Consider the following 14124-nt stretch of genomic DNA (forward strand, 5'->3'; position numbering starts at 1 on the left):
GGCGGATGATCTCGGGACTGGTTTTGAAGTACTTGAAGGAGGCAGGTTTGGTCATTCTCCAACGCTACGCAAACCCCCTGCCCCGCTCTAGCAAAGTTCTTCTGACAAGACCCACCGGAAGCTGCCCGATCGCAAATGCAGGGTTCAGAGGGCAAGCCCCGGGCGCCACTGCATGCGTCAGACCAGGCGAAATCCGGCAACGCGTTTCGCGTTGACCCGCTACTTTTGCCAGAAATGGGCCTAGCGAAGAATCAGCATTCATGCACGAATGTCAATTTGCGCTGAACGTTCGTCAACCTTGAAGAATTCGATACTTTCGACCCAAAGATTTTGTTGCCATTGGTCGATTTGACTTGCCAGAATGGGCTCGGCGCAGATCTACTCATCACTCTCTGAACGACTAGCAGTCGAATAAGTGTCATAAAAACTAAGTACTTACTTCTTGAATTTCCCAGTGAGACTCTTTTATGAAATAAATTTCAGTTTACTGAAATAAAAGTTGTTGACCGCTTTTGCATCTGATGTGAGATTTATTCCACACTTTGCAAGAAAATTCACAATCTGATAATCGGAATGCTTGCGGGGTGAACTGGATCGGGGAAGTGAACCCTGGTCGGTCCCTAAGCAACGGAGGAGTGCAACATATGCGGACCCTGACTTTTACATCCCGCGTGGCGGGGCTGGTCGCCTCAACAGCAATCTGGACGGGTGCGGCAATGGCCGATGGCGAGCGCATCGCGTTTTTCGTCTCGGACCTGTCGAACGTCTTTCACCAAAGTCAAGCGGCAGAAGCACAGCGCTACGCTAGTGAAAAATACGGTGCCGAGGTGGTGGTCTTTGATGGCCAGGCAGATTCTGCTGTGATGACCCAGAACGTAGACCAGGTGGTTGCAGGAGGTTTTGACGCCGCCACGCTGCATATCTGGGACGCCGAAGCTGCCACGCCGGGCGTGCGTGACGCGCTGGACGAGGGCATTGTGATGACCTCTTTCTTTAGCCCGATCACAGACACAGGTATCCCAACCGCCCGCAGCGACGAGGCAGCAGTATCCTTTGAAATGGGTGCACAGATGGCCAAAGCGTGGAAGGACGCCCACCCTGACAAGCCTATTGTCATGGTGCAGTTGGGCTGGCCAAACCACACCGAGGTGAACTCCGGCCGGACCCGCCCCTTTGTCGAAGGTGTGCTTTCGGTTGATCCCAATGCTGAAAACCTCGGAGCTCTGGACAGCTCTGCCGGTCAGGAAGCTGCCAAGCAAATCATCGTCGACCTGCTGACCCAGCGTCCGGAAGTAAACCTGATCTATTCAGAAGCGTCGAACCTGACCGTCGGCACTATGGCAGGCCTAGCTCAACTGGGTCGGGGTAAATTCGAAGACGGCAAACCCGTAACTGAGATTGTTGCCTCCGTCGACTTCGACTCAGTGGAACATGAAATGGTCTATGACCCAAATTCATCCCTGAAGCTTTCCATGGGGTTGCCCCCGGTCGAAACAGCGCAGGGGCGCATCGATCTGATCATGGATGTGCTCGACGGCAAAGTAGCGAAGACCTCCGAAACCGCGGAGGAGTTTTTCTACAAGGCTTACACGATCTCCTACTGGGGCATGGAAGAAGCAGCTGCAGAAAAATGGCTCGCGGCTCAATTCGGAGGCAGCTAATCTAATGCTGGGTCTCCGGGCAAAGGTTTGGAGACCCGCGTCAGCGGACAGGCGGGACAACAATGGCTACCTCAACACAAATCCCAGCGCTCGAAATTGATGAACTGACCCGCGACTACCCAGGCGTACGCGCGGTAGATGCGGTCAGCTTCGCAATCGAACCGGGCACTGTGCATTGCCTGGTCGGGGAAAACGGCGCAGGCAAGTCCACGCTGGTCAAGATGATCACCGGCGCGCTGGCCCCCTCGGCAGGATCGATGCGCGTGAACGGTAAGACGCACAATCCGACCAATCCGCAAGAGGCCCGCGACAACGGTATCGCCACCCTGTTTCAGGAATTGCATGTGGTCGACGAATTGACCGTGCGAGAAAACCTGACTCTGGGATTGGAGGCTAAGCGCTTCGGCTTTCTCATTCGATCAGATCTCGACGACCGTGTTGTCAAAACGCTGGCGGCGATCGAGCCTTCTATTGACCCAGCGGTCCGCGTATCAAGCCTCTCGGTCGCGCAGAAACAGATCGTGGAAATCGCCCGCGCCGCCTCTTCGGGTGCAAGCGTGATAATTATGGATGAACCCACCGCCGCGCTATCGGAGCGCGAGGTAGAACGCCTTTTTGAAGTGATCCGGCGCCTGAAAGACAACGGCGTGACCGTCATATACATATCTCACAAGCTCGAAGAGATTTTCACGCTGGGTGACAATGTGACCGTTTTGCGGGATGGAAAACACATTGCTACCAAACCTCTAGTAAAGGTCGAGGGCCGCCCAGAACTGATCGAAATGATGATCGGACGCACGGTGGCTCATAATTATGAGCCGCGTCCCAACCCACCCGGTGACGTCGTGTTGACAGCGCGAGGCCTGACCAACCACCTGCTGAAAAATGTCAGCTTTGACATTCGCAAAGGCGAGATCGTCGGCTTTTACGGCCTCGTGGGTGCAGGCAAAACCGAAATCGCCCGCGCGATTTTTGCCGCTGACAGCTATGACGGTGAGATCATATTCAAATCCCAACCTGTGGGTCATACCCCTAAAGATGCACTGGCCGCAGGGATTGCCCTGGTGCCAGAAGAGCGGCGAACGCAGGGTTTGTTCACCGCGATGTCGATCCAGGAAAACATCCCTGTTATGAACTTGCCGCGCATGTCCAAGGGGGGGGTGTTCCGCGCCGACAAGGAGGAGCGCGCGGCTCATGAATTTGTTTCTCGCTTGCGCATCGCCACGGACAGCATCGAAAAACAGACCGAGAAACTCTCCGGCGGCAATCAGCAAAAGGTTGTTCTTGCTAAATGCCTGTTCTCGCAGGCAGAACTGCTTTTGCTGGATGAACCGACGCGGGGCGTCGACGTCGGTGCAAAGACAGAGATTTACGACATCATCAAGTCGCTGGCCGATCAAGATAACACGGTCGCCATCTTCTCGTCGGAACTCGAAGAAGTGTTGGGCATATGTGATCGCATTTTCCTGCTCTATGACGGCCAATTGCGCGCAGGAATCCGAAACGGAGACAATGTAGACACGGCCCAAATCCTCGACCTGGTGACAGGGGGCAGCATGCAGGAGGACGCGGCATGACCACGCTGGCTGTCTCCCCGATTACCGCGCGCAAGCATCGTCGCTTAAGCGACCAAGGTTTTATTACCGTGATGGTCGCAGTGGTTGCCGTGTTGCTCTTTCTGCTGGCCTCTGTCTTGGTTCCGAACTTCTTTCAGCTTCAGAACATGATCAATTTGGTGACCAATAACTGGGCGGTGATCTCACTGGGAGTAGGTGTCACTTTCCTGCTGGTCTCGGGTAATTTCGATCTGTCAGTCGGCGGCAATGTGGCACTTGCGGGCGTACTGTCGGTCTGGCTGGCGCAGTCAACCGGTGGCGCAAATACGCTTTCTACAGGGCTCGGCTTCCCGCTGCCGCTGGCTTTGGCGGGCGCTATGGCCGGGGCGCTGGCGATCGGGGCATTGAATGCGTTTTTCGTAGTGCGCCTCGGTGTGCCGTCGATCATTGTAACACTGGGCACGATGATGGTGGCGCGTGGACTCGCGCAGGTCATCACTCACGGCTCCCAGCGCAACACAAACCTGCCGGACGGTTTTGGCACGCTGGGCAACCTGACGCTTTTCGGTACGGTGAAATTGCCGGTGGTGCTGATGGGGATGCTGTTGTTGGTCGCCGTGTTTATCGAGCGCCGCATGCTGATCGGCCGCGTCACCTATTGGGTCGGTGCGAACCCGGTGGCGGCGACTCTTTCGGGCATCGACAGGGGCCGTCACGTGACGAGGCTCTATCTATTTTCGGCCGCGATCGCAGGCATGGTCGGCATTTTGCTCGCATCCGAGTTCAAATCCGGGTTCTCGAACAGAGGCATGCTGATGGAGTTCGATGCACTTGTCATTGCACTTCTGGGCGGGGTGGCGATTGCAGGCGGTTTTGGTTCGGTTATCGGGATGTTTTTTGGCGCAATCATCCTCGCGGTGGTCACTTCTGCCGCGACGGGTTTGGTGCTCTCGCCCGACTGGCAATTCATACTCAAGGCAGTGGCGGTCTTTCTTGCCATCACAGCACAAACCTGGGCGCTGGCCCGCAGGAACCGGTGAGGGATATGACTAAGAGTTTTGCGGTGACCGGGTTCCTTAAGGACTATTACATCTACCTTGTGCTGATCGTATTGGTGGCGTTGCTGGCATCGGCTAATCTGGATCAGTTCCCTCTTTTTGAGCGGGGTAACTTCCTCTACAAACGCAACATCATCAACATTCTTCGCGTCTCGGCCCCGATCCTCGTCATCTGCGGCGCCTTTACGCTGCTAATGGTCTCGGGATACATCGATCTTTCGGTCGGATCGGCGATGAGTCTCTCGGCGGTGGTTTACGCGATGCTGGCGCTGAATGGCGTGCCCTTTCTGCCCGCTTTTGCCCTGACAGTTCTGGTTGGCGTGCTACTGGGCGCGATCAACGGCTTTCTAGTTGTGCGCATGCGGATCACGCCGGTCATTGCGACGCTCATCACGCTTAGTCTTTACAAAGGCATTGCGCTGCTGCTTGTTGAAGATGGTACCTCTGCCATCAAATCTGGAGGCGGTTTGAAGATGCCGGGCTGGTTTAATTCCTATGGCCGCTCTGGGGCACTTTTGGATCTGCCAGCTTCGGTCTGGGTAGCGATTGCTGTGTCATTGGCGCTGATCGTGATCCAGAAACGCGGCGTGTTGGGCAAATACGCCGCCGCCACCGGCGGCAACCCGACGGCAGCCAAGCTCTCAGGTATCAAAACCGGACGTGTGGTTTTTGGGCTCTATGTTCTGGTTGGCATATCCGCAGCGCTGGCAGGAATTGCGCGGTCGTCTTTCATGTCGTTGGGCGATCCTCTTTCCGGCGACGGGATGGAACTGACGGCGATCCTCGTTGTGTTGCTTGGTGGTACAGCGTTTTCAGGAGGTGAGGGAAAGGTACAACGTTCTTTCATCGGAGCGCTGATCATCATGTGCCTGACCATCGGTATGCTGACCATTGTGCCCGCCTACACACAAACACTGGTTATCGGCGCTGCGCTACTATTGGCCGCCGCCACCAATCACCTAGTCAGCCGAAAAGGGGGTCGGAAATGAACGCCGACAACATCAAACCGGACCAGATGCGCCTTATCGCGCAAGTGCTGACTCAGCATTTTGAGAGCGGGAAGTTGCAGGCAGATATCGCCAAAGAAATGGGCTTGTCTACTGCCAAGGTGAACCGGCTAATCAAACAGGGCCGCGAGTTGGGAATGGTTCACATAACGATAAAAAGTCCGCTCTTACGTCTCTTTGATCTTGAATGCGAAATCTCTGACCATTGGGGTCTGCGCAACTGCCTTGTCGTTCCGTCGGTCACCGGTTCTCCCGAGGCGACCCTGAATGAGGTCGGTCGGGCAGCGGCGAACCTGCTCGTAGATACCGTTCGGGACGGGGACACCATTGCGATTTCCGGCGGCAAGACCCTTTCCGCAATTGTCGAAAACCTAACGACAGCACAGGCCCATGACGTTACGGTCGTGCCCATGACGGGCGGTGTTCAGGGGCAGCACTACACAGATGTCAACCACATCGCCACGTCGCTCGCGGACCGCCTGAGCGGCCGAGCCACGTTGATACATGCGCCACTCCATGCAGACAACGAAGAAGAACGGGATATGGTCATGGCGATGAAATCCGTTTCCCACGTGATGGAAAAAGCCGCCAAGGCTTCTGTCGCTCTGGTCGGCGTTGGTGCGGTGATCGGCGAAAACGCCACCTATTATGAGGCTCACCCCGTATCCGAAGAAGACCGCAAGGCGCTCTATGCTTCGGGCGTACGCAGTGAATTTCTCGGGCACCTTGTGCAGGAGGACGGCCGCCTGTCTGACAACGCATTGAATTCGCGCCTTGTCTCGCTGCCGCCGGAGCGACTGCTCAATATTCCTGTGACCATCGGCGTTGCCTCGGGACTGGAGAAGGTCGAGCCCATCATCGCCGCGCTGAACGGCGGTTACTTCAACTCACTGGTCACCGACGATGTGACCGCCGCGGCCATAATGCAAAGGGAGACAGCCAATGCTTGATAATTCCAACACCGCGCAGTTGACGCGCCCGATCGGGCAGTCGGGCATCGAGGCCACAGCGATCGGTCTTGGCACCTGGGCTATTGGCGGCTGGATGTGGGGCGGCACGGACGAGGCGCGGTCTATCCGCGCGATTCATGCAGCAATAGACGAAGGCATCACCCTCATCGATACTGCGCCTGCCTATGGGCAGGGGCTGGCAGAGGAGATCGTCGGAAAGGCCTTGAAGGGGCGCCGCGACAAGGTGGTGCTCGCCACCAAATGCGGGCTTGTGTGGCACACACAGAAGGGCAACCACTTCTTTGACTATGACAGCGGGCCGGTTCACCGATATCTCGGGCGTGACGCGATCATTTATGAAGTAGAACAGAGCCTCAAACGTCTGAATGTGGATGTGATCGACCACTACATCACTCACTGGCAGGACCCCACGACATCGATCCACGAAACGATGGAAACGCTGGAAGCCTTGAAGGCCCAAGGCAAAATCCGCTCCATCGGAGCGTCGAACACCAGCACTGATGATGTGCGGGCCTATCTTGCAGCTGGACAGTTGGACGCAGTGCAAGAGGAATACTCCATGATCAAGCGCGATCTGGAGGTAGAGATGCTACCGCTTTGCCGCGATGCAGGCGTATCGGTTCTTTCTTATTCCTCACTGGCTCTGGGCCTGCTGGGGGGGCGCGTAGGCCCCGATCGCGTGTTCCAAGGCGACGATTTGCGCAAAGATAACCCGCGCTTTTCACTCGCAAACCGTGAAAAAGTCGAGCTGCTGATGAAGGCCATTGACCCGATTGCGGAAACGCACAATGCAACACGCGCACAGATCATAATCGCCTGGACGCTGCAGCAACCGGGTATCACTTTCTCTCTCTGTGGCGCACGCGACGAAGTGCAAGCTGCAGAGAATGCCAAGGCGGGTCGCCTTCGCCTGACTGACGCAGATCTCTCTGCGATCAGTGCTGCGGCGGCCACGCATCTCACCGAGCTGGACGGCTAAGTCCGGCCATCACCCTAACCGCAAACAACGCCGGAGGGCATCTTCCGGTGACAAGAGGATTATGCCCAATCAACGCCAAAATATGCTGGCCCACCTCGAAAACCCCCGATTTGACGCGGTGGTGATCGGAGGCGGCGTGAATGGGATCGGGGTCTGGCGAGACCTCGCCCTGCAAGGCTTGCGGGTGCTGTTGGTGGAGCGGAATGACTTTGCCTCCGGTTGTTCGGCTGCGCCGTCGCGAATGATACATGGGGGGCTGCGCTATCTGGAAAACGGTGAGTTTGACCTGGTTCGCGAGTCACTCGCGGAACGTGATGCGCTGCTGCGCAATGCACCGCATTTGGTGCGGCCGCTGCCGACCGTAATCCCGATTGCGGGCCTGACCTCGGGCCTCTTCAATGCAGCGGCCAGCTTCTTTGGGTGGTCCGGCAAACCCGCTCGGCGCGGGGCGCTGCCCATCAAGATTGGCCTGACGCTTTATGATTTTGTCACGCGCCATCGCCGACAGACGCCCAAACACCGGTTCCTGTCCAGATCCAAAACCCGTGCCGTTTTCCCAGCCCTGACGCGCGATGCCCGATGCGCCGCGCTCTATCACGACGCCTGGATCAGTCACCCCGAGCGACTTTGCATCGAAATGATCCGCGACACCCTGCGCGATGCACCCGACGCTGCGGCTCTCAATTACGCCGAAATGGCGTTGGTCGATGGATGCTATTACTTAACCGACTTGCGCGGTGGGAAGAAGATACCCGTTGCGCCGAAAGTGGTCGTGAATGCCACCGGCGCATGGCTCGATGAAACGCGCGAGGCACTGGGCGCAGATGCCCCGCGAATGATCTCGGGCACCAAAGGGTCGCACCTGATCCTACGCAATGACGCACTGTTGCAGGCGCTTGCCGGGCATATGGTTTATTTCGAGAACGCAGACGGCAGGGTTTGTATCGCATTTCCCTATCTGGGCCACGTGCTCGTTGGCTCTACCGATATTCGCGTCGATGGCGCCGCTCGCACCAAGTGCGAGCCAGAAGAGCGGGACTACATCCTCGGATCCTTGCGCAGTGTGTTCCCGGATTTAACAATCGATGCAGGTCAGATCGTATTCTCGTATTCTGGCATTCGTCCGCTTCCGCAGAGTGATGCTGATTTCACGGGCCGTATATCACGGGGACATTACGTGCAGCGTCTTGACGGCGTGGTGCCGCAATTCTGCATGGTGGGCGGCAAATGGACGACCTTCCGCGCCTTTGCTGAGCAGGCCGCCGATGAGGTTCTCAGAGAACTGGGGCAAACGCGCAGGGGAACAACCTCCGACCTGAGCATCGGAGGTGGGCGCGGGTACTCGCCTACGGCCTCCCTGCCTGTGAGCGAAGCTCGCGCCACTCATCTGCTGGACCACTACGGAGCACAGGCAGAAGAGGTGCTGGCCAACTGCCCAGAGGATGACGCGCCGCTCTTCCCCGGCCTGCCGCACACACGTGGCGAAATAGCATGTTTGGCGCGCAGCGAATTTGTCCAGACTTTGTCTGACCTTGCCCTGCGCCGCACTTCTCTGGCGGTCACCGGATCGCTTACCGATGCGGTGATCGACGCGTTGGCAGATGTGCTGGCCAAAGCTCAAGATCTTACCCCCGATGAAATTGCTGCTCAGCGCGCGATGCTGGTGGCAGAACTGAACACCTACCACGGGCAAGCGCTTACGCTGTCCGAAGACAAAAAAGAACGGAGTATTGAATGCGCGTAAGTCCCAAAGCCCGGATGAACCGGATGTTCACCAATGGCGGTTGCCTTGATGTGGCGGTGGATCACGGTGTCTGCAACGAGCCCTCTTTCATGGTGGGGCTCGAAGACATGGCCGCCGTAATGGACACGCTCATCAATGCCAAACCCGACGCGGTCCAATGTGCCTACGGACAGGCGGATCTGTTGCAATCGCGCCCCGAGAAAGACAAACCCGCTTTGGTGATGCGCATCGACATGGGTAACCCTTACAATGACACGCGCCACCGGGTGATGTGGTCGATGCTGCAAAACGCCGACGAACCGATTATCGGCGCGCTTGAAATGGATGCTGCGGCTGTGGTCGTGAACCTTTTCATGCTGCCCGACGAGCCGGAGCTTTTTCGTCAATGCGTTGAGAACATCTCGCGCGTCCGTGCCGCCTGCTCGAAATACGGCATGCCTTTGATGATTGAGCCGTTGGTGATGTTGTCCAATGATGTGCGCGGTGGTTATCAAGTTGACGGTAATGCGGAGAAAATCGTGACACTGGTGCGTCTGGCCTCAGAAATGGGCGCCGATATCATCAAGGCCGACCCCACAGAAAACGCGGAGGACTTCCATCGCGTGGTAGAGGCCGCACGCGTCCCTGTCCTTGTTCGCGGCGGTGGCAAGGAAGATCTGAAAAACGTTTTGATGAAATCCGCGGCACTCATGGCGCAAGGCGCGCAAGGAATGGTCTATGGCCGCAATGTCTATCAGCACGATAACCCGCGTGCGGTGGTCGCCGCTCTGATGGCGTTGATCCACAAGGGCGCTGGGGGTGAGGAAGCCTGGGAGATTTATAACAGTGTCTAAGACCTATTTTCTTGGGCTAGACGCAGGCAATACCGTCATAAAGGCGGTGTTGTTCGACGGCGCGGGTCATCAAGTGGCGATGCGAGCACTTGACGGGCAATCCTCGACCCCGGCGCCGGGACACGTGGAACGTGACCTTGGTGAACTGTGGCGCAACGCGCAGGAGGTGATCCGCGGCTGTATTGCAGATGCCGGAATCAATGCCGCCCTTATTGCGGGCGTGGGCTGTGCCGGTCACGGCAACGGGCTTTATCTCCTGGACAAATCCGGTGCTCCCTTGCTGGGCATTCAATCGCTCGACAGCCGCGCCGCCGGAGTGGCCAGCGATTTAACAGCCGCCCATGGCAGCCACCTCCATGCGCTGTGTTTGCAAAAGCCGTGGCCGTCGCAAACGCCCACGTTGCTGGCTTGGGTCAAACAAAACCAACCCGAAATCTACGAAAGGGCGGGTACGCTGCTGCTTTGCAAAGATGTCATCACATACCACCTGACAGGAGAGCGGGTCAGCGACATCTCTGACATGTCTGGCTGCGGCCTGACCCGCATGCCCGACGCCGTCTATGCCGACGAACTCCTCGAACTTTACGACCTCAGCGACGCGAAACTTCTGCTGCCGCGCCTGCTGGCGCCGTGCGACATCGCAGGCCATGTGACCGCGGATGCTGCCGCCGCAACCGGGCTACTGGCTGGAACGCCAGTCATTGCAGGCTTCTTCGACGTGGTGTCCTCTGCGCTGGGCTCGGGCGCGGGACGCCCTGGCGATGCGTCCATCATCGCGGGCAGCTGGAGCATCAATCAGGTTTTTTCCGCTGCGCCTGTGGTCGATCCGGGTGTCTTCATGGTCTCAGCTTTCGGGCCAAGCTGTTTCGTGAACATTGAAGCCTCTGCAACCTCCGCAGCCAATCTGGAATGGTACGTGCGAGAGTTTGTCGAACGCGGTCAACACCACGACGACCCGTTTAGATATGTGAATTCCAAATTGGGCGCGGTCGTACCCACCGGCGATGATCCGTTCTTCCACCCATTCCTCTATGGCTCGGGACAGGGAGCAGAACATCGCGCAGGCTTCTATGGCCTTGCGGGATGGCACGGTGAAGGCCACGTTCTTCGCGCCCTCTTCGAAGGCATCATGTTCGAACATCGCCGACACATTGAGGCATTGCGAAACGCCGGCGTCAGTTTCGATCGCGCGATCCTGTCGGGTGGCGGGTCCCGCAGTCCGCATTGGCCCCAGATGTTTGCAGACAGCTTGGCTGTGCCGATCACAGTGGGTGAGGCCCGCGAAACCGGCGCGTTGGGCGCGGCGATGGGTGCCGCCATCGCTACGGGCCATGTGGCGAACTACGACGCGGCAATCGCCCTGATGACCCGCCCGTTCGCCGAGCTCGCGCCAAACCCGGCCATGAAATCGCACTATGACCGCCGCTATGACATTTATCTGGACCTGACTGCCGCTTTGCGCGGGTTCTGGTCCCGTTTGCAATCGGAGAAATGACCCATGAAGGCCGTTGGCTTCCTCAATTCCTTGCCCGTCGATCATGCCGACAGCCTGATCGAATTTGACTTGCCCGACCCTGAGTTACGTCCGGCCGACCTGCTGGTCGCAGTGGAGGCGATCTCGGTCAACCCCGCCGACGCAAAGCGCCGCATCCGCACCGCGCCAGACGAGGCGTTGGAGGCGCCAATGATCCTTGGTTATGACGCCGTGGGAACCGTAGAGGCTGTGGGCCCGGATGTGACCGGCTTCAAAAAAGGTGACCGTGTCTGGTACGCGGGTGATGCCGGTCGCGATGGGTCTAATGCCGAATTGCAGGCCGTGGATCATCGCATTGCATCACTCGCGCCGACCTCGGTCAGCCCAACAGCCGCGGCCTCGCTGCCGCTGGTTACGCTGACCGCGTGGGAAGTACTCTTTGACCGCTTGCAAGTCCCGCAGGACGAGACCCGTGCTTCAGTGCTTGTCATCGGTGGAGCAGGTGGCGTCGGCTCCATCACGTTGCAGCTTTTGCGCAAACTGACTGGGCACGAGGCGATCGCCACCGCCTCACGCGATGACAGCGCCGACTGGTGCCGCAAGATGGGAGCAAATGAGATCGTCGACCACCGCGACCTGGTCGCCAACACACGCGCAAACGGGCGTGAATTCGTCGATTACATTGCTCATTACAACGGCCTCGATCTGCATTGGGATGCGATGTGCGACCTGATCGCTCCGCAAGGTCGTATCAGCTCGATTGCGGAAACCCCCGAGAAACTCGACCTCTGCGCACTGCAGGGCAAATCCGTCGGCTTTATGTGGGAATTGATGTTCACGCGTTCCATGTTTAGCACGCAAGACATGGCCCGTCAGGGCGCAATCCTTTCCCGGATGGCGCGTATGGTGGATGACGGCATAATCGCGTGCACGGCAACGAAGTCGTTTCAAGGACTCTCGGTGGAAACGCTCAAAAACGCGCATCGAATAATCGAAACCGGTGCTATGATCGGCAAACTGACAATTACTTTCTGAGGCCGCAGATCATGGCTGAGACGACGCTCGACGGGCGGTACGACTATATCATCATCGGAGCGGGCACCGCGGGTTGCGTATTGGCGAACCGACTCAGCGCCGACGCCATGAAACGCGTTTTGCTGTTGGAGGCCGGCGGGCGGGACAACTATCACTGGGTGCATATCCCGATTGGATACCTCTATTGCATCGGCAATCCGCGCACGGACTGGATGATGAAAACCGCTGAAGAGTCCGGCCTGAATGGACGCGCATTGGTCTACCCGCGCGGCAAGGTGCTGGGCGGCTGCACGGCAGTCAACGGCATGATTTACATGCGGGGGCAGGCGGCAGATTACGATGGTTGGCGGCAACTCGGAAATCCCGGCTGGGGTTGGGACGACGTACTGCCCTACTTTCAACGCTCCGAGGATCACCACGCCGGCGATAACGTCATCCATAAATCTGGTGGCGAATGGAAGGTACAGCCGCAGCGCTTGGAGTGGGAAATCCTGCGTGCCGTGCAGGAAGGCGCACGCGAATTCGGGATCGAACCCTGTGCCGATTTCAACGATGGCAGCAACGAAGGCTCGGGCTTCTTTGAGGTCAACCAGTCCGGCGGTGTCCGCTGGACCACGGCAAAAGGTTTTCTGCGTCCGGCAATGGGTCGCAACAATCTGCGCGTGCTGACCGGGGCGCAGGTTGACGCACTGGTGCTGGAAGAAGGCCGCGCTTCAGGTGTCCGCTTTACCAAAGGTGGGCAGACCCAGCTCGCCCGTTGCGACGGAGAGATTGTCGTGGCTTCAGGTGCGATCAACACGCCAAAACTGCTGGAGCTTTCCGGAATAGGCCAACCTGATCGCATCTCGGCTCTTGGACTAACGCCTTTGGTGGAGTCGCAAAACGTAGGCGAAAATCTTCAGGATCACCTGCAAATCCGCACTGTCTACAAGGTACAGAATGCGAAAACTTTGAATACGCAGGCGAACTCCCTGTGGGGCAAGGCGCAGATGGGATTGGAATACGCGCTGAAACGTTCGGGGCCGCTGTCCATGGCACCCAGTCAGTTCGGAATGTTCACCAAGTCTGACCCATCGCTCGCAACGCCAGATCTGGAATATCACGTGCAGCCGCTCTCGACGGATCGCCTGGGCGACCCGCTACACCCGTTCCCAGCCATCACGATGTCGGTCTGCAATCTGCGACCGCAAAGTCTGGGTACGTGCCACGCCACCAGCCCGGACCCGTCTACCCAGCCAGAGATCAAGCCGAATTACCTCTCGACGCATGGCGACAAACAGGTCGCGCTGGCTTCGGTTCGGCAGGCACGTGAAATCATGACCGCCAAGGCGCTCGCGCCCTATTCAGCCGAAGAAATGCTTCCAGGGCGGCAGGTTGAAAGCGATGCCGACATGCTGCACGCTATTGGAGACATTGCCACGACAATATTCCACCCTGTGGGCACATGTCGAATGGGGTCGGATCCACAGTCGGTTGTGACGCCGGACTTGCGCGTCAGGGGTGTTGCTGGTCTGAGAGTGGTGGATGCTTCCATAATGCCACGCATCACATCGGGTAACACTGCATCACCCGTCATAATGATTGCGGAGAAGGCTGCAGATATGATGCGCGCAGCCGCAAAAGCTTAGGCGCTGATAAGAATAAACCCTTAGCCACCAGTGATCGGCAATTTCAAGCGCGTTTCAACCAAGGGTGCTGTCAGACGAATTCGAACTTATCTCTGTTAGGCCAGTGACGCTGTCCTTTATGGCGCACCAAGTTCGCGCCACTCGGCAAGAACGGCGGTGCGTGTCAGTTTGAAGGTGT

11 protein-coding genes are annotated in these 14124 nt (G+C 57.8%); all 11 read left to right on the forward strand.

Annotation, left to right across the window (positions count from 1 at the left end; all coding sequences use genetic code 11):
* The first annotated feature begins 644 nt into the window (after nucleotides 1–644).
* Nucleotides 645–1661 (forward strand): sugar ABC transporter substrate-binding protein, encoded by a 1017-nt coding sequence (locus AC2FNV_RS21975; RefSeq protein WP_170474612.1) that lies wholly within the window; start codon nucleotides 645–647, stop codon nucleotides 1659–1661.
* 62 nt (nucleotides 1662–1723) lie between these two features.
* A complete protein-coding gene (locus AC2FNV_RS21980; RefSeq protein ID WP_170608972.1) occupies nucleotides 1724–3238 on the forward strand; it encodes a sugar ABC transporter ATP-binding protein in 1515 nt (504 codons plus the stop codon).
* A complete protein-coding gene (locus AC2FNV_RS21985; protein WP_170474616.1) occupies nucleotides 3235–4257 on the forward strand; it encodes an ABC transporter permease in 1023 nt (340 codons plus the stop codon). The genes AC2FNV_RS21980 and AC2FNV_RS21985 overlap by 4 nt, the downstream gene beginning before the upstream one ends.
* Nucleotides 4258–4262: 5 nt before the next feature.
* On the forward strand, nucleotides 4263–5264 hold the full coding sequence (locus AC2FNV_RS21990; protein WP_170608974.1) for an ABC transporter permease: 1002 nt from the start codon (nucleotides 4263–4265) through the stop codon (nucleotides 5262–5264).
* Entirely contained in the window at nucleotides 5261–6232 is a 972-nt protein-coding gene (locus AC2FNV_RS21995) for a sugar-binding transcriptional regulator (protein WP_170608976.1), read from the forward strand. The genes AC2FNV_RS21990 and AC2FNV_RS21995 overlap by 4 nt, the downstream gene beginning before the upstream one ends.
* The gene (locus tag AC2FNV_RS22000; RefSeq protein ID WP_170608978.1) at nucleotides 6225–7232 is read left to right on the forward strand and encodes an aldo/keto reductase; all 1008 of its coding nucleotides are present in this window, start codon (nucleotides 6225–6227) and stop codon (nucleotides 7230–7232) included. The genes AC2FNV_RS21995 and AC2FNV_RS22000 overlap by 8 nt, the downstream gene beginning before the upstream one ends.
* A gap of 61 nt (nucleotides 7233–7293) precedes the next feature.
* Nucleotides 7294–8976: a glycerol-3-phosphate dehydrogenase/oxidase gene (locus AC2FNV_RS22005; protein WP_170608979.1), complete on the forward strand. Its 1683-nt coding sequence runs from the start codon at nucleotides 7294–7296 to the stop codon at nucleotides 8974–8976.
* Entirely contained in the window at nucleotides 8967–9809 is an 843-nt protein-coding gene (locus AC2FNV_RS22010; RefSeq protein ID WP_170474628.1) for a class I fructose-bisphosphate aldolase, read from the forward strand. The genes AC2FNV_RS22005 and AC2FNV_RS22010 overlap by 10 nt, the downstream gene beginning before the upstream one ends.
* The gene (locus AC2FNV_RS22015; protein WP_367648221.1) at nucleotides 9802–11304 is read left to right on the forward strand and encodes an FGGY-family carbohydrate kinase; all 1503 of its coding nucleotides are present in this window, start codon (nucleotides 9802–9804) and stop codon (nucleotides 11302–11304) included. The genes AC2FNV_RS22010 and AC2FNV_RS22015 overlap by 8 nt, the downstream gene beginning before the upstream one ends.
* A gap of 3 nt (nucleotides 11305–11307) precedes the next feature.
* Nucleotides 11308–12318, forward strand: a complete 1011-nt coding sequence (locus AC2FNV_RS22020; RefSeq protein WP_170608981.1) for a zinc-binding alcohol dehydrogenase family protein — start codon at nucleotides 11308–11310, stop codon at nucleotides 12316–12318.
* 11 nt (nucleotides 12319–12329) lie between these two features.
* On the forward strand, nucleotides 12330–13946 hold the full coding sequence (locus AC2FNV_RS22025; protein WP_170608983.1) for a GMC family oxidoreductase: 1617 nt from the start codon (nucleotides 12330–12332) through the stop codon (nucleotides 13944–13946).
* Nucleotides 13947–14124: the final 178 nt, after the last annotated feature.

Source organism: Ruegeria sp. BHSA163 (assembly GCF_059613365.1).